17 protein-coding genes are annotated in these 24,056 nt (G+C 55.5%); 14 read left to right on the forward strand and 3 right to left on the reverse strand.

Annotation, left to right across the window (positions count from 1 at the left end; all coding sequences use genetic code 11):
- Positions 1-77 precede the first annotated feature (77 nt).
- Both rpmE and KFJ24_RS00475 read left to right on the forward strand, forming a co-directional pair.
- A complete protein-coding gene (gene rpmE, locus KFJ24_RS00470) occupies positions 78-302 on the forward strand; it encodes a 50S ribosomal protein L31 (RefSeq protein WP_250829122.1) in 225 nt (74 codons plus the stop codon).
- A 218-nt stretch (positions 303-520) separates the two neighbouring features.
- On the forward strand, positions 521-1,786 hold the full coding sequence (locus KFJ24_RS00475; RefSeq protein ID WP_250829123.1) for a malic enzyme-like NAD(P)-binding protein: 1,266 nt from the start codon (positions 521-523) through the stop codon (positions 1,784-1,786).
- A gap of 85 nt (positions 1,787-1,871) precedes the next feature.
- On the opposite strand, the gene KFJ24_RS00480 is transcribed toward KFJ24_RS00475, so the two are convergent.
- On the reverse strand, positions 1,872-4,370 hold the full coding sequence (locus tag KFJ24_RS00480; RefSeq protein ID WP_250829124.1) for a penicillin-binding protein 1A: 2,499 nt from the start codon (positions 4,368-4,370) through the stop codon (positions 1,872-1,874).
- 195 nt (positions 4,371-4,565) lie between these two features.
- On the opposite strand from KFJ24_RS00480, the gene KFJ24_RS00485 reads away from it, so the two are divergent.
- The 12 genes from KFJ24_RS00485 (at position 4,566) to KFJ24_RS00540 (ending at position 20,676) form a co-directional block, all read left to right on the forward strand.
- On the forward strand, positions 4,566-5,630 hold the full coding sequence (locus KFJ24_RS00485; protein ID WP_250829125.1) for a pilus assembly protein PilM: 1,065 nt from the start codon (positions 4,566-4,568) through the stop codon (positions 5,628-5,630).
- Positions 5,630-6,193 carry a PilN domain-containing protein gene (locus tag KFJ24_RS00490; protein WP_250829126.1) on the forward strand — a complete coding sequence of 188 codons (564 nt, stop codon included), beginning with the start codon at positions 5,630-5,632 and terminating at the stop codon, positions 6,191-6,193. The genes KFJ24_RS00485 and KFJ24_RS00490 overlap by 1 nt, the downstream gene beginning before the upstream one ends.
- Positions 6,193-6,804: a type 4a pilus biogenesis protein PilO gene (locus tag KFJ24_RS00495; protein ID WP_250829127.1), complete on the forward strand. Its 612-nt coding sequence runs from the start codon at positions 6,193-6,195 to the stop codon at positions 6,802-6,804. Before KFJ24_RS00490 ends, KFJ24_RS00495 begins: the two co-directional genes overlap by 1 nt.
- Before the next feature lie 2 nt (positions 6,805-6,806).
- A complete protein-coding gene (locus KFJ24_RS00500) occupies positions 6,807-7,355 on the forward strand; it encodes a pilus assembly protein PilP (protein ID WP_250829128.1) in 549 nt (182 codons plus the stop codon).
- Positions 7,356-7,420: 65 nt separating this feature from the next.
- Positions 7,421-9,481: a type IV pilus secretin PilQ gene (pilQ, locus tag KFJ24_RS00505; RefSeq protein WP_434968028.1), complete on the forward strand. Its 2,061-nt coding sequence runs from the start codon at positions 7,421-7,423 to the stop codon at positions 9,479-9,481.
- A 137-nt stretch (positions 9,482-9,618) separates the two neighbouring features.
- Entirely contained in the window at positions 9,619-10,185 is a 567-nt protein-coding gene (gene aroK / locus KFJ24_RS00510) for a shikimate kinase AroK (protein WP_250829129.1), read from the forward strand.
- Entirely contained in the window at positions 10,178-11,272 is a 1,095-nt protein-coding gene (gene aroB, locus KFJ24_RS00515) for a 3-dehydroquinate synthase (RefSeq protein ID WP_250829130.1), read from the forward strand. The genes aroK and aroB overlap by 8 nt, the downstream gene beginning before the upstream one ends.
- Positions 11,235-12,821 carry an SPOR domain-containing protein gene (locus tag KFJ24_RS00520; protein WP_350455556.1) on the forward strand — a complete coding sequence of 529 codons (1,587 nt, stop codon included), beginning with the start codon at positions 11,235-11,237 and terminating at the stop codon, positions 12,819-12,821. Before aroB ends, KFJ24_RS00520 begins: the two co-directional genes overlap by 38 nt.
- A 218-nt stretch (positions 12,822-13,039) precedes the next feature.
- Positions 13,040-17,488: a glutamate synthase large subunit gene (gene gltB, locus KFJ24_RS00525; RefSeq protein ID WP_250829131.1), complete on the forward strand. Its 4,449-nt coding sequence runs from the start codon at positions 13,040-13,042 to the stop codon at positions 17,486-17,488.
- A gap of 81 nt (positions 17,489-17,569) precedes the next feature.
- Positions 17,570-18,988 carry an FAD-dependent oxidoreductase gene (locus KFJ24_RS00530; RefSeq protein ID WP_250832525.1) on the forward strand — a complete coding sequence of 473 codons (1,419 nt, stop codon included), beginning with the start codon at positions 17,570-17,572 and terminating at the stop codon, positions 18,986-18,988.
- 131 nt (positions 18,989-19,119) lie between these two features.
- On the forward strand, positions 19,120-20,184 hold the full coding sequence (hemE, locus tag KFJ24_RS00535) for a uroporphyrinogen decarboxylase (RefSeq protein ID WP_250829132.1): 1,065 nt from the start codon (positions 19,120-19,122) through the stop codon (positions 20,182-20,184).
- A gap of 123 nt (positions 20,185-20,307) precedes the next feature.
- Positions 20,308-20,676 carry a PilZ domain-containing protein gene (locus KFJ24_RS00540; RefSeq protein ID WP_250829133.1) on the forward strand — a complete coding sequence of 123 codons (369 nt, stop codon included), beginning with the start codon at positions 20,308-20,310 and terminating at the stop codon, positions 20,674-20,676.
- Positions 20,677-20,857: 181 nt separating this feature from the next.
- On the opposite strand, the gene radA is transcribed toward KFJ24_RS00540, so the two are convergent.
- Both radA and ettA read right to left on the reverse strand, forming a co-directional pair.
- A complete protein-coding gene (gene radA, locus KFJ24_RS00545) occupies positions 20,858-22,234 on the reverse strand; it encodes a DNA repair protein RadA (RefSeq protein ID WP_250829134.1) in 1,377 nt (458 codons plus the stop codon).
- Positions 22,234-23,895: an energy-dependent translational throttle protein EttA gene (ettA, locus tag KFJ24_RS00550; protein ID WP_250829135.1), complete on the reverse strand. Its 1,662-nt coding sequence runs from the start codon at positions 23,893-23,895 to the stop codon at positions 22,234-22,236. Before ettA ends, radA begins: the two co-directional genes overlap by 1 nt.
- Between the last annotated feature and the right edge of the window lie 161 nt (positions 23,896-24,056).

Raw genomic sequence — 24,056 nt, forward strand, 5'->3', positions numbered from 1 at the left:
AAACATGCGGTGCCTGGCACCGGGCTGGTGTTCAGCCCCCTTGATCAGGTAGCGGCATGACCCTAAAGAGGTTCGCCATGAAAGAAGGTATTCATCCCAAGTACGAAGAGATTACTGCAACTTGTTCCTGCGGTAATGTAATCAAGACGCGCTCCACTATCGGGCATGACCTGCAGTTGGACGTTTGCTCCCAGTGCCACCCGTTCTACACTGGCAAGCAGAAGGTTATGGATACCGGTGGTCGTATCGACCGCTTCCAGAAGCGCTTCGGCGGTCGCATCGCCGGCGGCAAGAAAGACTGATCGCTCTGGTAAAAGAAAAAAGCGCCTCCGGGCGCTTTTTTTATGCCCTCGGGAAAGTATGTATTTTTTGAATACATACGCAATTCGCACTATTGACTGATCACAAAATGCCCGAATGCCACTTGTCGTTTGGGGACGAGCGCGCCATAATGGCGCGCTCTGCTGAGTGGAAGCTCGGCGGTTTATTACCCTTAAACGTGACAAACGGAACAGTGGCAATGTCTCAAGATCTGAAAGAAGCAGCCCTTGAATATCACGCCAAGCCGCGGCCTGGTAAGCTGAGTGTTGAAATCACGAAGCCAACCAAGACCTCCCGCGATCTCTCTCTGGCGTATAGCCCCGGGGTTGCCGAACCGGTCCGCGAGATCGCAAAGGACCCGGAGAACGCATATAAATACACGGCCAAGGGCAACCTGGTGGCTGTAATCTCCGACGGTTCAGCGATTCTTGGTCTGGGTAACCTGGGTCCGCTGGCAAGTAAGCCGGTTATGGAAGGCAAAGGCGTACTGTTCAAGCGCTTTGCCGGAATTGATGTCTTCGATATTGAAGTCAATTCCGAAAGCCCGCAGGCGTTCATTGAAACAGTTGAGCGTATCGCGGATACCTTCGGTGGTATCAACCTGGAAGACATCAAAGCGCCTGAGTGCTTTGAAATTGAGCGTGCGCTGATCGAAAAGTGCAATGTGCCCGTCTTCCACGATGACCAGCACGGTACTGCCATCGTAACTGCAGCCGGCATGATCAATGCCCTTGAGCTGCAGGGTAAAAAAATTGAAGAAGCGAAGGTTGTCTGTCTCGGTGCGGGCGCAGCTGCTATCGCGTGCATGAAGCTGCTGATCAGCTGCGGTATTCGCTCTGAAAACATCTTCATGCTCGACCGTAAGGGTGTGATCCACTCGGGTCGTGAGGATCTGAACCAGTATAAGGCGATGTTCGCCAATGATACGGATAAGCGCACTCTGGATGACGCCATTGATGGCGCAGATGTGTTCCTGGGATTGTCCGGTCCGGATCTGCTGACAGCGGATCAGCTCAAGAAAATGGCGCCCAATCCCATTGTGTTTGCCTGTTCAAATCCGGACCCCGAGATCAGTCCGGAAGTAGCACTGTCTGTTCGTGATGACCTCATCATGGCAACCGGTCGCTCCGACTATCCGAACCAGGTGAATAACGTGCTGGGCTTCCCGTTCATCTTCCGTGGCGCTCTGGATGTTCGCGCAACTGCTATCAATGAAGAGATGAAGGTGGCTGCGGTAAACGCCATTCGCGAGCTTGCGAAGGAGCCAGTGCCTCAAGAGATCTGCGAGGCCTATGGTGTGGAGAGCTTCGAGTTCGGCAAGGAATATATTATTCCCAAGCCAATGGACGTGCGTCTGCTTGAGGTAGTGCCTGCGGCGGTTGCTCGTGCGGCGGTTGATTCTGGTGTTGCCAGAAACCCGTACCCGGCGCACTATCCGCTGAAATCTATGGACGACATTATCTAAGTTTCGTTCAGGATAATAAAAAAACCGGCGGTGATCCCGCCGGTTTTTTTATGCTTGCCTGCCGCTGACGACAGGTGCAGGGCGATCAGAAGATCTGGCGGGACAAGTCATCTCCACCGGAGTTGCCGTTGTCGTCGCTCTCATTCTCGGGGGGCAGCGGAGCCGGTGCATCCTCTTCCTTGAAGACTTCGAACACGCCGTCTTCACCTGGCCTTGCGCGTTTTCCGGTTTCAGGGTTGATGCGTATGTTCACAATGCCGTTGGGTCGCTGCATCATTGCCGGGGGAGTGCCATTTAGCGCAACTTTCATGTAGTCAATCCAGATTGGCAGTGCCGTACTGGCGCCAAACTCGCGCCGGCCAAGAGGTTCTGGCTGGTCAAAGCCTACCCAGGCAGTGGTGGCTATCTTGTGGTTGAATCCTGCGAACCAGGTGTCTTTTTGTTCATTGGTGGTGCCGGTTTTCCCTGCAATGTCATCGCGGCCCAGAGCACGCGCGCGCCTTCCCGTGCCGAGGCGGATGACGTCGCGCATCATCGAGTGGAGTATATAGACAGAGCGCTCGTCTGCCAGTCGTCTCATCACGCGGGTCTGGTTGGATGAACCGCTGCTGGCAACTGGCGTTTCGCCGGTAGTGATGATGCTGGAGGCATTTTCTGTCTGTTTGTCTCCGTCCGGAGCATTGGTCAGTATCTGGTCGCAGTCCTCCTCACAAAGCACGGTTTTCGGCGCCTGGTACAAGGTTTTTCCTTTCACATCCTGAATACGGTCAATAAGGTACGGCTGGACGTCGTAGCCGCCATTTGCAATCACCGCCAGGCCTCGGGCCAGCTCCATCGGCGTTAGCTGACCGCTGCCAAGGGAAAGCGAAAGGTTGTCCGGCATGTTGTCGACCGGGATCTTCAGCTGCTTCAGGTAATCCAGTGTGGTCTGAATGCCGACATCCCTGAGCAGTCTGATGGATACAATGTTGCGGGAGCGGTAGAGGGCCTCTCGAAGCCGCGTCGGGCCGTAGAACTGTCCCGACGAGTTTTGCGGGCGCCAGGCGGTTTCCAGCTCTGAATCGTCAAAAACGATGGGGGCATCGTTGTAAATGGTTGCCGGGGTTATGCCATTTTCAAGTGCCGTCAGGTAAAGGAAGGGCTTGAATGTGGAGCCGGGTTGCCGTTTTGCCTGTATCGCCCGATTATATTTGCTTTGACCAAAGCTGTAGCCCCCGGCAAGGGCCTCAACAGCCCCGGTATCGGTATCCAGTGATATCAGGGCGCCTTCTGCCCGGGGTACCTGCGCCAGCGACACAGCACGAGGTGAGTCGGTTGTATTGTCATCGGAGGCTTCCAGGGCGTGTACATAGATGACGTCTCCGGCGGAGACGACCTCGGAGGGTTTTTCCGGTTCCGGCCCCGTCAGGTCTACCGTTTTGTGTCGCCGCGCCCATGTCATGGTCTCGAAGGCCATGGTTGCTTCGCCAATGTCTCTTGCGTAAACCTCGGCCAGCAATTTGTCGTCATTGACGCTGGTAACCACGGCAGGGATCAGTGATTCAACTCGCGGGTAATTGCGCACGAGGTCTGACACCTCGTTGTTGGTAAGGGCATCAGGTTCGAGTTGGCCGATAGGTCCCCGGAATCCGTGACGTCGATCATAGGCTTCCAAACCGTTTCGGAGAGCGTCTGTAGCAGTCTGCTGCTTCAGGCCGTCGACGGTGAGCGTCACGGTGTATCCATCGGTGTAGGCTTCCTCGCCGAATCGGCGAACCATCTCCGAGCGAGCCATCTCGGCTACAAAGTCGGCGTCTACTTCCGTTTTGGTGGCGTTGTAGCTTGCGGTCAGGGGAGCGGATGAGGCCAGGTCGTATGCATCATCCGTGATATAGCCGAGATCCCTCATTCGCCCAAGGATCCAGTCTCTGCGAATCTGCGCGCGTTCCGGGTTGGCCAGCGGGTTGAAGGCCGAGGGAGCCTTTGGCAGGCCGGCCAGCATGGCCATCTGCGCCAGAGAGAGCTCTGCGACGGTTTTGTTGTAATAGACTTGGGCCGCTGCGGCGATACCGTACGCTCTATTGCCCAGGTAAATCTTGTTCAGATAGAGCTCCAGGATACGGTTTTTGTCCAGTTCACGCTCAATCTGAAGAGCAAGAAGTATCTCATTGAACTTCCGGATAAAGGTCCTGTCGCGTGACAAAAAGTAATTTTTTGCAACCTGCATTGTGATGGTGCTGCCACCAGACTGGATTGATCCGGTGGAGACCAGTTCGATTGCAGCCCGCGCCAGGCCTTTGATGTCGACCCCTAAGTGCTCGTAAAAACGCGAGTCTTCAGCGGCCATAAAGGCTTGTAACTGAATTGTTGGGATCTGTTCGATTGTGATCGGTGCCCTTCTCTTTTCACCGAATTCTGCTATTAATTTGCTGTCTTTGCTGTAGACCCTCATAGGCGTCTGCAGCTTTATTTCAAGGAGTTGTTCGACGGGAGGGAGTCCCGGTCGAAGATAGAGATAAAAGCCTGATGTGACGATAACGGCGGAACTCAGTCCGGTAAGAATCAACCAGGCGAAAAGGCGAGATGTGCGCAACAAATGAGACATTTTTTTCTGACAACTGTTGGATATAGGTCTATCATTTGAGAAATTGCTTTAGGAAGGAAGAGTCGCTTCACCGTCGCAATACTTCTCAATTAAAGAAGAACAGGCATTGTAGACGGAAAACTGAAGAAATTCTCTTAAATAAAAAACACATAAGTAACTTAACCCGGTGCATCTAACCAGGTATAGGGTGAGCGCGTGTTCGGATTGTTTGGAAAGAAATCCAGTGCAGTGCTGGGCGTGGACGTAAGTTCCAGCTCGGCGAAACTTCTGGAACTGTCGAAGCAGGGCGACCGCTATAAGGTCGAAAGCTACGCAGTTGAACCGTTGCCAGCGAATGCTGTCGTCGAAAAAAACATCACAGATGTTGAGGCCGTTGGTGAGGTGCTGAAGCGCGTTGCCGCCAAGTCTCGCACAGGTGTGAAGCAAGTGGCGGTAGCTGTCTCGGGGTCAGCGGTTATTACAAAGCTCATTCAGATGGATGGTGGGCTTAACGAATTTGAAATGGAAGATCAGATCACGCTTGAAGCGGATCAATACATTCCGTATCCCCTTGATGAAGTCGCTATCGACTTTGAGGTGCAGGGGCCTTCAGAGAACAATCCGGATCAGGTGGATGTCCTGCTTGCGGCTTGCCGCAAGGAAAACGTCGATATCCGCGAAGACGCTCTCGAGATTGCTTCTCTGTCTGCAAAAATTGTCGATGTTGAGGCTTACGCGCTTGAACGTGCCTACACCTTGCTGGAGTCTCAGCTCGACTCCCAGGGAGAGGAACTGGTTGTGGCGATTGTGGATGTCGGTGCAACCATGACTACCCTCAGCGTTCTGGCGGCCGGGAAAACGGTTTACACCCGGGAGCAGATCTTCGGTGGCAAGCAACTGACCGAAGAAATTCAGCGTCGCTACGGGCTTTCCCTTGAGGAGGCTGGTCTTGCCAAGAAGCAGGGTGGTCTCCCGGACGATTATGAATCAGAGGTGCTTACGCCCTTCAGGGAGGCTGTGGTTCAGCAGGTTGCCCGTGCTCTCCAGTTCTTCTTTGGTGCCAGTCAGTACAATGCAGTCGACTACGTGGTTCTGGCAGGCGGTACCGCCTCGATACAGGGACTGACAGAAATGGTCGAGGAAAAAACCGGTACGCCTACTCTGGTTGCGAACCCGTTCGCCGACATGGCTGTAGGGTCGCGGGTTAATGCATCAGCTCTCAGTAATGATGCCCCCTCACTGATGATTGCATGCGGCCTGGCAATGAGGAGCTTCGACTGATGGCAAAGATTAACCTCAGGCCCTGGCGAGAAGAGCTACGGGCCGAAAAGCAGAAGCAGTTTGTAGTGATGATCCTGGGGGCCGCGATTATAGCCGCCGGGGTCGTATTCCTCTGGAAGTCTGATATGGACAGCCGGATCGCTTATCAACAGTCCCGGAATGCGTATATTGAGACAGCAGCGAAGAAGCTGGATCAGCAGATCAGGGAAATTGAAAGTCTCAAGCGCAAAAGGGATGAACTTCTCGCGCGCATGAAGGTTATCCAGGATCTTCAAGGCAAGCGGCCGGTCATCGTTAGGGTCTTTGACGAATTGGTTCGGACTCTGCCAGATGGCCTCTTCTATAGCGACCTTGCAAGGGCAGGTGATCGTATCAATATCGTGGGTATGGCGGAATCCAACAGCAGAATCTCGACGTTGATGCGTCAGTTCGAAAATTCTGACTGGTTTGCCAATCCCAACCTTTCCAATGTGTCAGCGGCAGACGATCGTCGTGCAGGATACAGCCAGTTCAACCTGTCGGTGCAGCAGAAGACGCCCGAGCCCGAAGCGGAGGATAAGTAATGAGCCTCGCGGACTCACTTAAGAGCTTGAATGAGTTTGATGTTAGTGACCTCGACGTCAATAACGCTGGTATCTGGCCTGCGCCGATCAAGGCAATTGTTGTATTGATTATCGTTGGTCTGATTGCTGGTGGCGGGTACTGGTTCTTTATCAAAGATCAGTACATGCAGCTGGATCGAGTGGAAAAAACCGAGCAGGATTTGCGTAAGAAATACGAAGAGAAGGCCTATCAGGTTGCCAACCTTGAGGTGTTCAAAGCGCAGATGGCGGAGATGGAAGAAACCTTTGGGGCCCTTGTCCGCCAGCTTCCCAGTGAAACCGAGGTTCCGGGCCTGTTGGAAGACATTACCAATACCGCTCTGGGCAGTGGGCTATCGCTGCAGGAAGTGAAGCTCCAGCCTGAGAAGAGACGTGATTTTTATGCTGAGTTGCCAATAAATATACGTGTCTCAGGGGCTTACCACGAGCTGGCATCTTTTGTAAGCAGTGTCGCAAGCCTTCCACGGATTGTGACCCTGCATGACCTAACCATTAAACCAACTGGCGGAGACGGAGAGCAGCTTGATATGCAGGTTCTTGCCCGTACTTACCGCTACCGGGCCGGAGAATGAGCATGACAGTAAAGCATGCGGGAAAAGCCTGGCTGGGTGTATGTCTGGTATCTCTCCTGACGGCATGTTCCCAGGATAGCGGTTTTTCGGATTTGGATAAGTTTATGGCGGATACCCGTGCTAAACCCAGAGGGCACGTGGAGCCACTGCCTGAGTTCAAGGCTTATGAGGCGTTTAGCTATTCGGCAGCGGACAGGCGTGCGCCCTTCGAGCCGCCCGTCGATGTTCAGCTAACGATGGTTGACCAGCAGCCGGTCAGTGACGTTGAGCCTGATCTAGACAGGCCACGAGAGGTTCTTGAGAACTTTGATATCAAAGAGCTGGTAATGGTTGGAACTCTGCAGGGCACGTCAGGCAACCTCTTTGCCTTAATCGAGGACAATACTGGCGGTATTCACCGGGTACGCGCAGGCAACTATATGGGTAAAAACTATGGCCGTATTGTTGGCGTGGGCGAAACGCGTATAGAACTCATTGAAATCGTTCCCAATGGCCGGGGTGGTTGGGTAGAGCGTCCGCGTTCCCTGACACTGACTGGGGAAGAGGGCTAAGGAGCGGCACTATGATGATTGACAGAAACATGCACGAACAAAAAAGTTTGGGGTCGAGGCTAGCGATGTTCAGAAAACTCAATGTATACGTCAGCGTGGTTGCTTTTGGGTTGTTATCCGGCCTGGCCAATGCGGTCACGCTGGAAGACGTGACATTTTCGTCCCTGCCGGGGGAGCGCCTGGAAGTGACGCTTCAGTTTGATGGTCAGCCGCCGGAACCAACGGGCTACACCATTGAGCGTCCCGCACGTATTGCGGTTGATTTAAGCGACACTACGAGCGGACTTGACAGCCGTAGCATCCCGCTTGGCTCTGGCAATGCCCAGAGCATGACGGTTGTCGAAACCAAAGACCGTACACGACTGATCTTTAATCTGGTGGAGTTGGTGCCCTATGACACCACTCGCAATAACAATTCCCTGGTGATGACCATTGGTGGCGGGGGTGCTGCAACGGCCTCCATGTCCTCTGAAGCATCAGCGGCTTCAGTGTCGGCAACTACCGGTGCGAACGCTTTGGCGGGCGTCGATTTCAGGCGCGGCAAGGATGGCGAAGGCAGGGTCGTGGTTGACCTGGGTAGCACTTCCGCGCCTGTTGATCTCTCCGAACTGGGGGGCAAGATTCGACTGACCATGCCGGATTTAGCCGTACCTGAGAATCTGCGCCGTCGTCTTGATGTAACGGATTTTGCGACGCCGGTTAATCGAATCGATACCTACGTTGAAGATGGTAACGCCATTGTCGAGATCCGTCCGGAAGGTAATTACGATTACATTGCTTACCAGTCTGGAAGCGAGTTTACAGTCAGTGTCGAGAAGCTGACGGAGCAGGAGGCTGAGGCTCGAAGGGAAGAAAAATTCCCGTATACCGGCGAAAAGCTCTCGCTTAACTTTCAGGATATTGAAGTCCGCTCAGTGTTACAGCTGATTGCCGACTTTACAGGCCTGAACCTGGTTGCCAGTGACACGGTTGGCGGAAGCATTACGCTTCGCTTGCAGAATGTTCCATGGGATCAGGCTCTTGATCTGATTCTCAAAACCAAAGGCCTGGACAAGCGCCAGATCGGGAATGTGCTTCTGGTGGCTCCGGCGGATGAGATTGCGGCTCGAGAAAAGCTTGAGCTTGAAACCACCAAACAGATTGCTGAACTTGCACCGGTTCGTCTGGACATCATTCAGGTGAACTATGCCAAGGCCGGTGACATAGTAGGGCTGATTAAAGAGGACGAGGAGCTGATTTCGGACCGTGGTTTCGTATCCTCAGACGTTCGAACCAACACCATCAGTGTTCGGGAAACGGCCGAGAAACTCGAAGAGATCCGGCGCCTCGTTTCTACGTGGGACGTTCCGGTGCGCCAGGTGTCCATTGAGGCCCGTATTGTGCGGGCACAAACCAACGTAGCCGAGGATCTCGGTATCCGTTGGGGCGGCGCGGCATATGACGTCAGTGGTGATAACGTCTTTGCCATCGGGGGTTCCCAAGGTGCAGTCGAAGAAGCCCGACAGGCAGCTGGTGGAGGAAGTAATACAATAACCTTCCCGGGAGCCCTGGCAGTGGACCTCGGCGTCACAGGTGAGGGCGCATCATCCTTTGCCATCGGTTGGGGCAGTGATGACTTCCTCGTTGATCTTGAGCTCTCTGCGCTGGAGAGTGATGGCCAGGCTGAAGTTGTCTCGCAGCCGCGCGTGGTAACGGCGGACCGCCAGACCGCGTCCATCAAGTCGGGTGAAGAGATTCCTTACCAGGAAGCGTCTTCAAGTGGCGCAACCTCTGTTTCGTTCAAGGAAGCTGTGCTGTCCCTGGAAGTGACGCCTCAGATTACGCCAGACGACAAAATCATCATGGATCTGGTGGTAAATCAGGATTCCCGAGGGGAAGTGACAGCGGGTATTCCTTCCATCAATACCAATGCGGTGACTACACAGGTTCTGGTTGGTAATGGGGAGACTGTTGTGCTGGGCGGTATTTTCCAGTCCGAGGTTGCTACCCAGACCACCAAGACTCCGTTCCTGGGTGACATCCCATATCTGGGCCGCCTGTTTAAGCGAACTGAGCGTATCGATGAGCGCAGTGAGTTGCTGATCTTCATAACACCGAAGATTATAAAGAGCGACCTGATTCGTTAATCTGGTTCGGTTCAAAGCCGCCGCGTAAAACCGGCGGCTTTTTTGTGTCTGATGCCTTTGCAATAAGAGTCGGGGAACTTATGGAAAGAGTAGCCCTGTGATATTCTCACCCGCCTGAACACAATTGAGCGGAAGTTATGTCTTTGCCCAAACGCGTTGTCCTGGTTGGCCCCATGGGAGCTGGCAAAAGTACTATTGGTCGTATGCTGGCCAAAGAGCTGGGCTATCGTTTTCTGGATTCGGATCGAATTATCGAAGACCGGTGTGGCGCTAACATCCCCTGGATCTTCGATGTGGAAGGCGAGGAGGGTTTTCGTCAGCGAGAAACGGCCATGTTGGAGGAGCTGTCCACCGAGCCGAAGACTGTTCTGGCAACAGGTGGCGGAGCGGTCATGCGCACTGAAAACCATCCGTTACTCAAGAAAGATGCCGTTGTGGTTTATCTTAAAACCTCCCTGGAACAGCAGGTCGAGCGAACGCGAAGAGACCGAAACCGGCCATTGCTCCAGAATGACGATCCTGAGGGGGTTTTGCGCAAACTCTTTTCGATCCGGGATCCTCTATATACCGGGCTGGCCGATATTATTATGTATACCGATCGCAAGAGTCCGCGACTGGTCGTTCGTCAACTTGTTAATCGAATGAACCCCAGGACGCCTCGCCACAAGCGGCAAGTGCGGAAGGAAGGGCGAAATCATGTCTGAAGTGCTTCATGAACTCACCGTTGAATTGGGTGAGCGCAGCTACCCGATAATCATTGGTCAAGGGCTTCTGGGAGAGATCGATCTCTCGTCTTACGTGAGCGGTTCTCAGGTTATGATCGTTACCAATGAGACGGTGGCACCGCTCTATCTGGAAAGGGTGCGGGGCTGTTTCCCCGGGAAGCATGCTGACGTCGTAACTCTGCCCGATGGCGAAAAGTACAAGGACTGGCAGGTTCTGAACCTTATTTTTGACGGATTACTTGAAAAGCGGCATACACGGAAAACCACCCTTGTCGCCCTTGGAGGCGGTGTTGTTGGGGATATGGCTGGATTTGCCGCCGCCTGCTACCAACGCGGAGTACCGTTTATTCAGGTTCCGACAACTCTTCTATCCCAGGTAGATTCCTCTGTTGGTGGAAAGACCGGAATCAATCATCCGCTCGGCAAGAACATGATCGGTGCCTTTCATCAGCCCGAAGCCGTACTGATTGATACGGATAGTCTCAAAACCCTTCCGTCGCGCGAAGTATCTGCGGGACTTGCGGAAGTGATCAAGTATGGTTTGATCCGGGACCCGGGGTTTCTGGACTGGCTTGAAGAAAATATGGATCGGCTGGTGGCCCTTGAAGACGAGGCAGTCGGCGAAGCCATTTTCCGCTCCTGTACCTGTAAGGCAGAGGTAGTCGCCAAAGATGAGCGTGAAGGTGGATTGAGGGCGATTCTCAATCTTGGCCATACGTTTGGTCACGCCATTGAAACCTTTTCGGGCTATGGCAACTGGCTTCATGGTGAGGCCGTTGGTGTTGGTATGATCATGGCCGCTGACCTCTCTGCCCGAGAGGGTTCGATAACTCATGAGGAATGTAAGAGAGCGGCGCGCCTTGTTTCGCAAGCGGGCTTGCCCGAGAAACCTCCTGAGAGTATGACGCCAGAGGATTTCATGAATCTGATGGCAGTGGACAAGAAAAATGTCGACGGACAATTACGGTTGGTTTTGCTTCGTGCACTGGGAGACGCGGTCGTGACTGCGGATGCCGCTGCGGAAAATCTTGCTGCAACACTGGCTGAATTCTGTCGGCATCAATGACAACCGACTCGATTCGGTATTTGGCCGCCAGGGTAAACGGCAGGGAAGAGTTGTGACGGAAGAATACTTGAACGCTCAGGATGGTGGTGGCCTGTTCCCCAGGCTGCAACAACGGTACGGGTTGCGGGCGAACCCGCTGGAAATGGAAACGCCATTCTTCCCCGATGCCATGCGGCATCATGCCCTTGAAACGCTTCGCCACCTCTGCGGTTTTGGCGACATGGCGCTGCTGTTAACCGGGGCGGTCGGCTCTGGAAAGACCCGGTTGCTCGCTGAGCTTGTTCGCAGTGAATCGTCACGCCTGGACTTTCATCGTATTCCCACATCTGCACTCACAAGTTCGCAGGCCCTGTCGCGGGCGTTGAAAAGCCTTGGGCTTTCCGGTTTGCGAGAAGATGAAAGCCCTCGGGACGTAGTGTATGGATTCTTTCGGTGGTCAGAATCCCGCGCCCGCAAGGGGCAGCGCATGGTACTGCTGATTGATGATGCCGATCGCGTGCCCCCAGAGCTTTTGAAACTGATTCTGGCTGGTTTTCTTGCTTCGGAACGTGCTTCTGCGGCCGTGCCAGTGATCGCCGGTCTTGATGACCTGGTCGGCGTCCTGGGGCTTGATGCCGACTCCACCAATGTGCATCAGGTGCATCTGCGCCCGCTCACCAAAGAGGAGTTGGTTGCGTATCTTGAGCCGAGGATTCATCAGGCTGGAGGAAAGCTAAGCGAGTTGCTGAGCCCGGCCAGGCTGGCGAGGATTCATTCCCTGAGTCAGGGCAGTTTCTCCCGGCTCAAGCGAGTAGCCCCGGGTGTGTGGCTGGATATTGTTTCTCCCGAAAAGAGGTCGGTCAACCATCCGATTCTTACGTACAAAAATCTTGGTTGGCCGATGCTGGCGTTGGCCCTGCTTGGGGGTTCCTGGTGGTTTGTATCCGAGCAGTACAACAGTTCGATTTCTGAGAGTGTTGCGCATTTGCAACAGCAAGAACCCACCCGGAAAAGTGTAACAATCGGGCCGGAGTCGCCAGCCCAAGATGATCAATTCGAGACTCCGCCGGCGGATGAGCCGGTACCATTGACGGACGATTTGGCCAACCTGGATCCTGTTACTGAGCCTGAGCCTGAGCCTGAGCCTGAGCCTGAGCCTGAGCCTGAGCCTGAGCCTGAGCCTGAGCCTGAGCCTGAGCCTGAGCCTGAGCCTGAGCCTGAGCCTGAGCCTGAGCCTGAGCCTGAGCCTGAGCCTGAGCCTGAGCCTGAGCCTGAGTTCAGCCCCGCCAATGTCGAGCAGTTTGTGGCCGTTGACAGGATTCGGTCCCGGGGCGGTTGGACGATTCAGCTGGTCGCCGGAAACCTTGAGCAAACCGCTTTAAACGTCCTGAAGCAGCACCCCGAGCTGCCGGATATGCTTTATACCAGAGGTGAGCGGCAGGGTCAGCCGTGGTTTATGGTATTCTATGGTCAGTTTTCATCCAGGACCGATGCCCAGGCAGCAGCAGCCCGGTTGCCCCAGGCGCTCAGGAGCCGGTCGCCCTGGATACGGACAACTGGTAGTTTGTAACGGCTCCGCGCACGTCGGGCAAGCTAACTCATTGTTCCGTAAGCCCGAGGACTGGGAAGTCCGGTTTTTGTTCCCCAAAATAATGTCACTCTGATTTGAGTACGTATTTCTACGTGTGTAAAATGACCAGCCCCCATTTTCAGTGTCAAAGGGTGGCCAGGTTGCAGTGCGCCGAATAACCCTTTGATTGAAAAGAATTTCTACGCGAGAGAACGCTTATGATGACAGGTTTGTATCATCCCGATGAATTCAGGGACAACTGTGGATTTGGTCTGATTGCCCATATGAAGGGCGATGCCAGCCACAAGTTGTTACAAACTGCCATCGAGTCGCTGACCTGCATGACCCACCGAGGTGGAATCGCTGCAGACGGAAAGACCGGCGATGGTTGTGGCCTTCTTATCCAGAGCCCGGACGCCTTCCTGAAAAAGGCTTCCAAGGCTGCGTTTGGCAAGGAACCCGGAGATTTGTTTGCCGTGGGCCAGGTATTCCTGAACCCGGACGAGGCCAAGGCCGCAGCTGGACGTGCAGCGGTTGAGAAACGCTTGGCCGAGCAGGGTCTGGAGATTATGGGCTGGCGCGAAGTGCCCGTTGATGACAGCTGCCTCGGCCCCATGGCACTGGAATGCCTGCCGCGTATTGAACAAGTGTTTGTTGTACCGGCCGGAAAGACCGAAAGGGAATTTGCGATCGGCCTGTTTGTAGGCCGTCGCCACGCCGAACGGGACATGGTTGATGATGCCGAGTTTTATATCTGCAGCCTGTCGCATCGGACACTGGCCTACAAGGGCCTGATGATGCCAGCCGATCTGGCCAACTTCTACAAGGACCTGGGTGATCCGGATCTGGAAACTGCTATCTGTGTTTTCCACCAGCGGTTCTCGACCAATACCATGCCGCGTTGGCCCTTGGCGCAGCCGTTCCGTTACCTCGCCCACAACGGCGAGATCAATACCGTCGACGGTAACCGGAACTGGGCCATTGCCCGTGCCGCCAAATTCAGCTCGCCAGACCTTCCGGACCTTCAGACGCTTCAGCCGTTGGTAAACCTGACAGGGTCTGACTCCTCCAGTATGGATAACATGCTCGAAATCCTGTTGGCTGGGGGTGTGGATCTGTTCCGTGCTGTTCGCATGATGATCCCGCCGGCTTGGCAAAATGTCGACAGCATGGACTCCGAACTACGAGCCTTCTACGAATACAATTCCATGCACATGGAGCCCTGGGATGGCCCTGCCGGGCTGGTTATGTCCGACGGTCGCTATGCCGTGTGTATGCTTGACCGCAATGGCTTGCGCCCGGCCCGCTGGGTTATCACCAAGGATGATTTCATCACTCTGGCGTCAGAGATTGGTACCTATGGCTATCAGCCCGATGACGTGGTTGCAAAGGGTCGCGTCGGACCGGGGCAGATGCTGGCCATTGATACTGAGTCCGGAGAAGTGCTGCATACCAAGGACATCGATCAGCGCCTGAAGTCTGCCCAGCCATACAAACGCTGGTTACGGGAGAATGCTTTGCGTGTTGAGACCACGCTCAATCAGGCTACTCCGGAATTCAAGCTGATGGATGCTGATGTGCTTCAGGTGCATCAGAAGATGTTCATGGTGTCGTTCGAGGAGCGCGACCAGGTGCTGCGCCCTCTGGCTGAGAATGGCCAGGAAGCGGTTGGTTCCATGGGCGACGATACTCCGATGGCGGTGCTGTCCAGCAAAGTCAGGCATGTCGGGGATTACTTCCGTCAGAAGTTTGCCCAGGTTACCAACCCGGCTATTGACCCGCTGCGGGAATCCATCGTGATGTCGCTGGAGACCTGTCTTGGTGCTGAACGCAATGTCTTTCAGGAAACTGCGGAGCATGCGGATCGGATTATTTTGACCACTCCGGTTCTATCTCCAGCGAAATTCCTCAAAATCACCAATAACGATCGTCCCGGCTTTGAGATCGCTCGCATTTCCATGAGCTATCGCCCGGAGCTGGGTCTGGAGCAGGCAGTCCGCCAGGTGTGCGATGAGGCCGAGCAGGCCGTTCGTGATGGCAAGGTGCTGCTGGTGCTGACCGACAAGGATCTGAAGGAAGGCGAACTGCCGGTAAACGCCATGATGGCGACCGGTGCGGTTCACCACCACCTGGTTGCAAAAGGCTTGCGTTGCGATTCCAACATTATTGTGGAGAGTGGCTGGGCCCGCGATCCTCATCAGTTTGCCGTGCTGTTTGGCTTTGGTGCGACGGCAGTCTATCCATACCTGGCGTATCAGCTTCTTAACGACCTGATTCGAACCGGCGAAGTATTGATGGATCCCATCGAAGCGAAGAACAACTACCGTAAGGGCATCAACAAGGGGCTGCTGAAGATCCTTTCCAAGATGGGGATCTCCACCATTACCTCCTATCGGGGTGCTCAATTGTTTGAAGCCATCGGTCTCGCTGACGAAGTGGTCGATCTCTGCTTCAAAGGCGTGCCGAGCCGAATCCAGGGCGCAGGCTTCTTTGATTTCCAGCAGGATCAGGAGCAGCTGGCGTCAATTGCCTGGAAACCCCGCAAGTCGATTTCCCAGGGCGGCCTGCTGAAGTACGTTCATGGCCAGGAGTATCACGCCTTTAACCCGGACGTCATCGGCAAGCTGCAGGAAGCCGTTACCAGCGGCGATTATGGTCACTACAAGGAATATGCGGGACTGGTCAATGAGCGTCCCGTTGCAACTCTGCGCGACCTTTTGGGCTTCCGCAAGGACCTCAAGGCTATCGACATTTCCGAGGTCGAGCCGGTCGAGAATATCTTCCCGCGTTTCGATTCTGCGGCGATGTCTCTGGGGGCGCTTTCGCCTGAGGCTCATGAAGCCCTCGCAGTGGCGATGAATACGTTGGGAGGGCGCTCCAACTCTGGCGAAGGTGGTGAAGACCCAGCCCGCTATGGGACGGAGAAACGCTCCAAGATCAAGCAGGTGGCCTCCGGTCGCTTTGGTGTTACTGCGGAGTATCTGCGCAGCGCTGACGTCATGCAGATTAAGGTCGCTCAGGGTGCCAAACCTGGCGAGGGTGGCCAGCTGCCGGGCGGTAAGGTCAACGACCTGATCGCACGCCTGCGTTACTCGGTGCCCGGCGTGACGCTGATTTCTCCGCCGCCGCACCATGACATCTACTCCATTGAGGATCTGGCGCAGTTGATTTTTGACCTCAAGCAGGTCAATCCGGAAGCGCTGGTTTCCGTTAAGCTCGTGTCTGAGCCGGGTGTTGGCACAATCGCAGCGGGTGTGGCCAAGGCGTACGCTGACCTGATTACGGTTTCCGGTTATGACGGTGGCACTGCAGCCAGCCCGCTGACGTCCATCCGCTATGCAGGCTCCCCTTGGGAGCTTGGCCTGACAGAAACCCAGCAGGCGCTGCGAGCCAATGATCTGCGAGGCAAGATTCGCCTGCAGACCGATGGCGGCATCAAGACCGGTCTGGACGTAGTCAAGGGTGCGATCCTGGGCGCGGAAAGCTTTGGCTTCGGGACCACTCCGATGGTGGCTCTGGGTTGTAAATACCTGCGTATCTGCCACCTGAACAACTGTGCCACCGGTGTTGCCACCCAGAATGAGTATCTGCGTGAAGAGCACTTCAAGGGCACTGTCGAGATGGCCATGAACTTCTTCCGCTTCGTTGCGGAAGAGACTCGCGAGTGGCTTGCCAATCTGGGTGTGCGAAGCCTGGAAGAACTGGTCGGCCGCGTTGACCTTCTGGAGCGACTGCCAGGCGATACTGAGCGTCAGAAGAAGTTGGATCTCTCGCGTCTGTTGTCCAACGACAACATTCCAGCCGATAAGCCTCAGACCTGTCAGGTTGAACGAAACTACCCGTTTGACCAGGGCGTGCTTGCCGAAGAGATGGTGAAAGACACTGCTACGGCTATCGAGAATAAATCCGGAGGTGCCTGGTCTTATCGGGTTACCAACTGTGACCGTTCCATTGGTGCCCGCCTGTCAGGCGAAATTGCGGCCGTACACGGCAACCAGGGCATGGTTGATGCACAGATTACCCTTGATCTGACCGGCACGGCCGGCCAGAGCTTTGGTGTCTGGAACGTCGGTGGTCTCAATCTGATTCTGGAAGGTGACGCCAACGACTACGTTGGCAAAGGCATGACCGGTGGCAAGCTGGTAGTCAAGCCGCCGCGCGGCAGCGCCTTCAAAACTCAGGAGACGTCCATCGTTGGCAACACCTGCCTGTATGGTGCAACTGGCGGCAAACTGTTTGCCGCCGGCACAGCAGGTGAGCGATTTGCGGTACGTAACTCAGGGGCTCATGCCGTTGTAGAAGGCGCCGGGGACCACTGCTGTGAGTATATGACCGGCGGTCTGGTGACAGTGCTGGGTGATATCGGGCACAACTTCGGTGCTGGTATGACTGGTGGCTTTGCCTATGTGATGGACCGGAACAACACCTTTGTGGACAGATACAACCACGAACTGGTGGAGATCCAGCGGATTTCCAGCGAAGACATGGAATCCTATCGCAATCACCTGCGTGGTGTGATCCGGGAGCATATCTCAGAGACCGGCAGTGAGTGGGCCGAGCATATTCTTGAGAATTTCGACGACTACATCGGCCGTTTCTGGCTGGTTAAACCCAAGGCTGCCAACCTTCGCAGCCTGCTGGCCAGCACCAGGGCTCGTCCCGAATAAGCAACAGGGTCGAAAGGGTTTGGAGTCGGTGGCTTTGCTTGCCGCCGCTCCTGTCGAAATTGAGCTGATGAGAGCATCATGATGAAAGAACGACTTAATAACGACTTCCAGTTTGTTGAGGTTGGGCGTGTGGACCCGAAGAAGGTCCCGGCCAGGAAGCGGAAGAAAGAATTTGGTGAGATCTACCACCCATTTACTGCAGACAATGCTGCATCTCAGTCGCATCGCTGCCTGGAATGCGGTAACCCGTATTGTGAATGGAAGTGTCCGGTCCACAATTACATCCCGAACTGGCTGAAGCTGGTCTCTGAAGGCAACATCATGAAGGCTGTGGAGATGTGTCACGCGACCAACTCCCTGCCGGAGGTGTGTGGCCGCGTGTGTCCGCAGGATCGCCTCTGTGAAGGTGCCTGCACTCTGAACGATGGCTATGGCGCGGTTACCATTGGATCTGTTGAGAAATACATTACCGACACCGCTTTTGCTCTGGGTTGGAAGCCGGATATGTCAGCGGTCAAGTGGACTGACAAGAAGGTCGCTGTCATTGGTGCGGGGCCGGCAGGCCTTGGCTGCGCCGATATTCTGGTGCGCAATGGCGTGAAGCCGGTAGTCTTTGATATCTATCCTGAAATTGGCGGCTTGCTGACCTTTGGTATTCCCGAGTTCAAGCTGGAAAAATCTGTCATGACCCGTCGCCGCCAAGTATTCGAGGAAATGGGCGTAGAGTTCCGTCTGTCGACCGAAGTGGGCAAAGACGTGATGCTTGAGGATGTCATTGATGAGTACGATGCGGTCTTCATGGGTATGGGCACCTACACCTACATGAAGGGCGGCTTCCCTGGTGAGAACCTGCCGGGTGTTTATGACGCTCTGCCGTTCCTGGTGTCTAACGTTAATCGTCGTCTCGGTTTCGAGAAGGACGAGGCCGACTTCATCGATATGAAGGGCAAACGGGTGGTGGTTCTGGGTGGCGGTGATACGGCTATGGACTGTAACCGGACGTCCATCCGTCAGCAGGCAGAGAGTGTGGCCTGCGCCTATCGCCGGGACGAAGCGAATATGCCGGGTTCCCGCAAAGAGGTGGCGAACGCCAAGGAAGAGGGCGTTAAATTCCTGTTTAACCGTCAGCCGATCGCCATCATTGGTGAGGACCAGGTTGAAGGCGTCAAGGTCGTTTCTACCCAGTTGGGCGACCCCGATGAGAATGGCCGTCGCCGCCCGGAAGTCGTTCCGGGCAGTGAGGAGGTCATTCCGGCAGATGCGGTGCTGGTTGCTTTCGGTTTCCGCCCGAGCCCCGCGGACTGGTTCGATGAGCTGAAAGTGAGCACTGACGATTCCGGTCGCGTAGCTGCCCCCGAAGAAGCCGAGTTCGCGTTCCAGACAAGTAACCCGAAAATCTTTGCTGGTGGCGACATGGTCCGTGGCTCAGATCTGGTCGTAACGGCTATCTGGGAAGGTCGTCAGGCGGCAGAGGGTATTCTGGACTATCTGGATATCTGATTGACTGCCTGATCCGGATCAGAAGGGCGGCTTGCTAAGGGTAAGCCGCCCTTTTTTATTATGGCAAACGGGGTATCATTGCTCCCCATTCGTTTATCACCACTTGCAGAACTGAGAACGCTGGATTTTCTATGACCGAGTTGAAGAATGACCGCTTCCTGCGCGCCTTGATGCGCCAGCCCGTTGACCGTACCCCGGTATGGATGATGCGCCAGGCCGGCCGGTATTTGCCGGAATACCGCGCCACCCGTGCCAAGGCGGGTGATTTCCTCAGCCTGTGCAAGAATACTCCGCTGGCCTGCGAGGTGACCCTGCAGCCGTTGGAGCGCTACCCGCTCGACGCGGCAATCCTGTTCTCCGATATCCTGACCATTCCGGATGCTCTCGGTCTGGGCTTGTATTTTGAAACCGGCGAAGGGCCCAAATTCAAGAATACGATCCGCTCTGAAGCAGACGTGGCTGCGCTGCCGACACTGACTGCCGAAGTGGATTTGGACTACGTCATGAACGCCGTGTCCACGATTCGCGGAGCGCTCAATGGCAGTGTGCCCCTGATTGGTTTTTCCGGCAGCCCCTGGACCCTGGCGACCTACATGATCGAAGGCAGTTCCTCCAAGGATTTTCGGGAGGCCAAGAAGTTGATGTACGGGCAGCCTGAGGTCATGCATCGGTTACTCGATCATCTGGCGAATGCGGTCATCGATTACCTCAACAGTCAGATCAAGGCCGGTGCCCAGGTTGTTCAGATTTTCGATACCTGGGGCGGCGTGCTCAGCAGCTGGGCGTATGAGGAATTTTCGCTGCGTTACATGAAGAAAATTGTCGACGGTCTGATCCGCGAACGTGAAGGCCGCCATATCCCGGTGATTCTGTTTACCAAGAACGGTGGCCAGTGGCTGGAGTCTATTGCGGATACCGGTGCCGATGCGGTCGGCCTCGACTGGACCACCGATATTGGTAAGGCCCGTGCCCGTATTGGCGATCGAGTTACCCTTCAGGGCAACATGGATCCGGCCATGCTGTATGCGCCGCCCGCGCGGATTCGTCAGGAAGTGGCGGATATTCTCCGCCGTTTTGGCACCGGTACCGGCCATGTTTTCAATCTTGGGCATGGTATTACGCCGGATGTGGATCCTGAGCATGCCAAAGCATTTATTGAAGCCGTTGTTGAATTGAGCCCCGAATATCATCAGTAACACGGGGAGCAGTCGCCTCCCGGCCTTTAAGCTCCGGGAGGCGGCCCCGGGGCTCTCAGTGGATGTCCTCTGCTGGCCGGTCTATAGTCAGGTAAAACAAGACCGGTAAACAGGAGTAACCACTTGCCTGCCAAAAGCCCCGAGAAACGCCGATTCCATAGAATCGAATTCGATGCGCCCTGTGAGCTGCACTGTCTGGAGAGTGTCTGGACAACGGAGGTGCTCGACATCTCGCTGAAAGGCGTTCTGGTCAAGCGACCCGAGGGATGGGATGTGCCGTTAAAGCAGCCTTGTGAGGTGATTATTCACCTGAATGATCATGAGGCGGCTATTGTTATGGCGGTGGAGTTGCGGCATGTGGAGCCGCACAGGCTCGGATTCAAATGTCAGTACATCGATTTGGACAGTGCTTCTCACCTAAAACGCCTGGTTGAGCTCAACTTGGGCGATCAGGCATTGCTTGAACGGGAATTTGCCCACCTGATTGATTAATCTCGTTACTTTTTCCTGGACTCCGCCAGAGAGTCGGAAGGTCAGCATTGGGGAGCCTTTCCAAAAATGTTGGAGGCCATGGATGGCCGGAAACAAGCGCACATGGATGTGCTCGTAGCGGTTTTTGGAAAGGCTCCCCAATGCTGACCAATCACCGAGCCTTGCCATCTCGGGCAGCAGCTTAAAGCTCCTCCAAAGCCGAGAGAGCGTCACTAAGCTTTGTCACAGGAATCACCTTCATTCCCTCGATATTTTTGCGAGGTGCATTGGCCTTGGGCACCAGAGCCCGGGTAAACCCATGTTTCGCCGCCTCGTAAATTCGCTCCTGACCACTAGGCACCGGTCGAATTTCGCCAGAGAGGCCGACCTCCCCGAAAATCACCAGGTCCTGGGGCAGGGCGCGGTCACGGAACGAGGAGACAATGGCGGCCAAAAGCGCAAGATCGGCGCTTGTTTCCGCTACCTTTACGCCGCCGACAACGTTTACAAACACATCCTGATCGGACACATGCATGCCGCCATGGCGATGAAGCACCGCCAGAAGCATGGCTAACCGGTTTTGATCGAGACCCACGGCAACCCGCCGCGGGTAGCCGCCCTGAGCCATGTCCACCAGCGCCTGGATTTCCACCAACATTGGCCGGGTGCCTTCCCAGACAACCATAACGACACTGCCTGGCGCGGCCTCCTCGCCACGGTTGAGGAAGATGGCACTGGGGTTCTTCACTTCCTTGAGACCCTGTTCAAGCATCGCAAACACGCCCAGCTCATTCACTGCGCCGAAGCGGTTCTTGATGCCCCGGAGGGTGCGATACCGGCTGTCACTGGAGCCTTCCAGCAGAATGGAACAGTCGATCATGTGTTCAAGGACTTTGGGGCCAGCAAGGCTGCCGTCCTTGGTGACGTGGCCGACGAGGAACAGAATTGTGCCAGTCTGTTTGGCAAAACGGGTCAGGTATGCTGCACTTTCGCGGACCTGGGAAACGCTTCCCGGAGCAGACTCTATGTCCGCCATGTGCATTACCTGGATACTGTCTACCACCAGAATGCGAGGCTTCTCGGCTTCCGCCACCTGCATCACCCGCTCAACACTGGTTTCAGACAGCATTTTCAGGTCTCTGGTGGGTAAGCCCAGGCGCTTGGCGCGCATGGCGACTTGCTGCAAGGATTCTTCGCCAGTCACATAGAGGGCGGAGACGCTGGCGGCCAAATGGCAAACAGCCTGAAGCAGCAGGGTGCTCTTGCCGGCGCCCGGGTGCCCTCCCATCAGAACGGCGGACCCTTCGACCAGGCCCCCACCGAGAACCCGGTCGAATTCCTGCATGCCCGAGCTGATGCGGGGTTGCTCTGCGAGGCTGACGTCGTCCAGGCTCTGAACCTCCGACAGGCTGCCGGCAAAGCCTTCAAAACGAGCACCGCGGGCGCCTTTGGCATTGCCGCTGGCTCCGCGAACTTCGCTGATGGTGTTCCACGCCTGGCAGGCTGTGCACTGCCCCTGCCATTTGGAATAGTCTGCACCGCACTCGGTGCAGACGTAGGCGGTTCTTGTTTTCGCCATCAGGCCAGCTTCTTGTACTTCATGCGCTGGGGCACCATCGCAGAGTCCCCCTTGCGCTTCTTGTGGTCTTCATTGTATTCGCTGAAGTTGCCCTCGAAGTACACCACTTCGCCGTCGTCCTCAAACGCCAGGATGTGGGTGGCTACCCGGTCCAGGAACCAGCGGTCGTGCGAGATGACCAGTGCTGAGCCCGGGAAGTTCAGCAGCGCTTCTTCAAGCGCACGCAGTGTTTCCACGTCCAGATCGTTGGTGGGTTCGTCCAGCAGCAGTACGTTGCCACCTTCCTTCAGCAATTTGGCCAGGTGCAGACGGTTGCGCTCGCCGCCGGACAGGTCGCCGACGCGTTTCTGCTGGTCGCTGCCCTTGAAGTTGAAGCGGCCGACATAGGCGCGGGAAGGCGTCTCATAGTTGCCAACCTTGATAATATCATTGCCGTCGGAGAGTTCTTCCCAGACGGTTTTGCTTCCATCAAGGTCGCGCATCTGGTCCACGTACGCCAGTTCTACGGTTTCACCGACAGTAATGTTGCCGGAATCGGGTTTGTCGTAACCCCCGATCATCTTGAACAGGGTGGACTTGCCGGCACCATTGCCACCGATGATGCCGACAATGGCACCGGGCGGCACGCTGAAAGACACGTCTTCGTAAAGCAGGTGGTCACCGAAAGACTTGCGGATACCATCCACCTCGATCACCTTGTTGCCCAGGCGTGGTCCGGGCGGAATGTACAGTTCATTGGTTTCGTTGCGTTTCTGGAATTCCTGGGAACTCATTTCCTCGAAGCGGGCCAGGCGGGCCTTACTCTTGGACTGACGGCCCTTGGCATTGCTGCGAACCCACTCCAGTTCCTGCTTGACGGCTTTCTGGTGAGAGGCTTCCTGCTTGGATTCCATCTCCAGGCGCTTTTCCTTGTTCTCAAGCCATTGGCTGTAATTGCCTTCGAACGGGATGCCCTGGCCACGGTCCAGTTCCAGGATCCAGCCAGCGACGTTGTCCAGGAAGTAGCGGTCGTGAGTGATGGCAACCACGGTACCTTCGTAGTCATGGAGGAAGCGTTCAAGCCAGGCGACCGACTCGGCGTCCAGGTGGTTGGTGGGCTCGTCCAGCAGCAGCATGTCCGGGCCGGACAGCAGAAGGCGGCAAAGGGCGACACGGCGGCGTTCACCACCTGACAGAAGTTTTACTTTCTGGTCCCAGGCCGGAAGGCGCAGAGCGTCTGCGGCGACTTCCATTTTGCGCTCGATGTCATGACCGTCGGTGGCCTGAATGTAGGCTTCCAGTTCGCCCTGTTTCTTGGCAAGCGCATCAAAATCGGCATCGGGCTCGGCGTAGGCGGTGTAGACCTTGTCCAGTTCGGCCAATGCGTCGTGCACACCAGAGACGGCTTCATCGACGATTTCCTTGACGGTCTTGTCGTCGTCGAGCTCTGGCTCTTGAGGTAAATAGCCGACGTTGATGCCTGGCTGTGGTCGGGCCTCGCCGATGTAATCCTGGTCGACGCCCGCCATAATACGGAGCAGGGTGGACTTACCGGAACCGTTGAGGCCGAGTACGCCAATCTTGGCGCCCGGGAAGAAGCTCAGGGAAATATCCTTGAGGATTTCACGCTTGGGAGGGACGACCTTGCCCACCCGGTTCATGGAGTATACGTACTGGGCCATAACTGGCTGTGTCCTCTGTTGTAATCGGAGGTAAATAAAAGAAACTCGTAGATAAGGCCCGTAAGGTAGCGAAACCGGAAAGCTATGGCAATTGAGGGAAAATCGCATGTTGCGGTGTGACGGTTTCTGCGGAGGGCCTCCGGGCCCTATAAAAGATGATT

The organism is Marinobacter sediminum, assembly GCF_023657445.1.
Taxonomy (GTDB): Bacteria; Pseudomonadota; Gammaproteobacteria; order Pseudomonadales; family Oleiphilaceae; genus Marinobacter; species Marinobacter sediminum_A.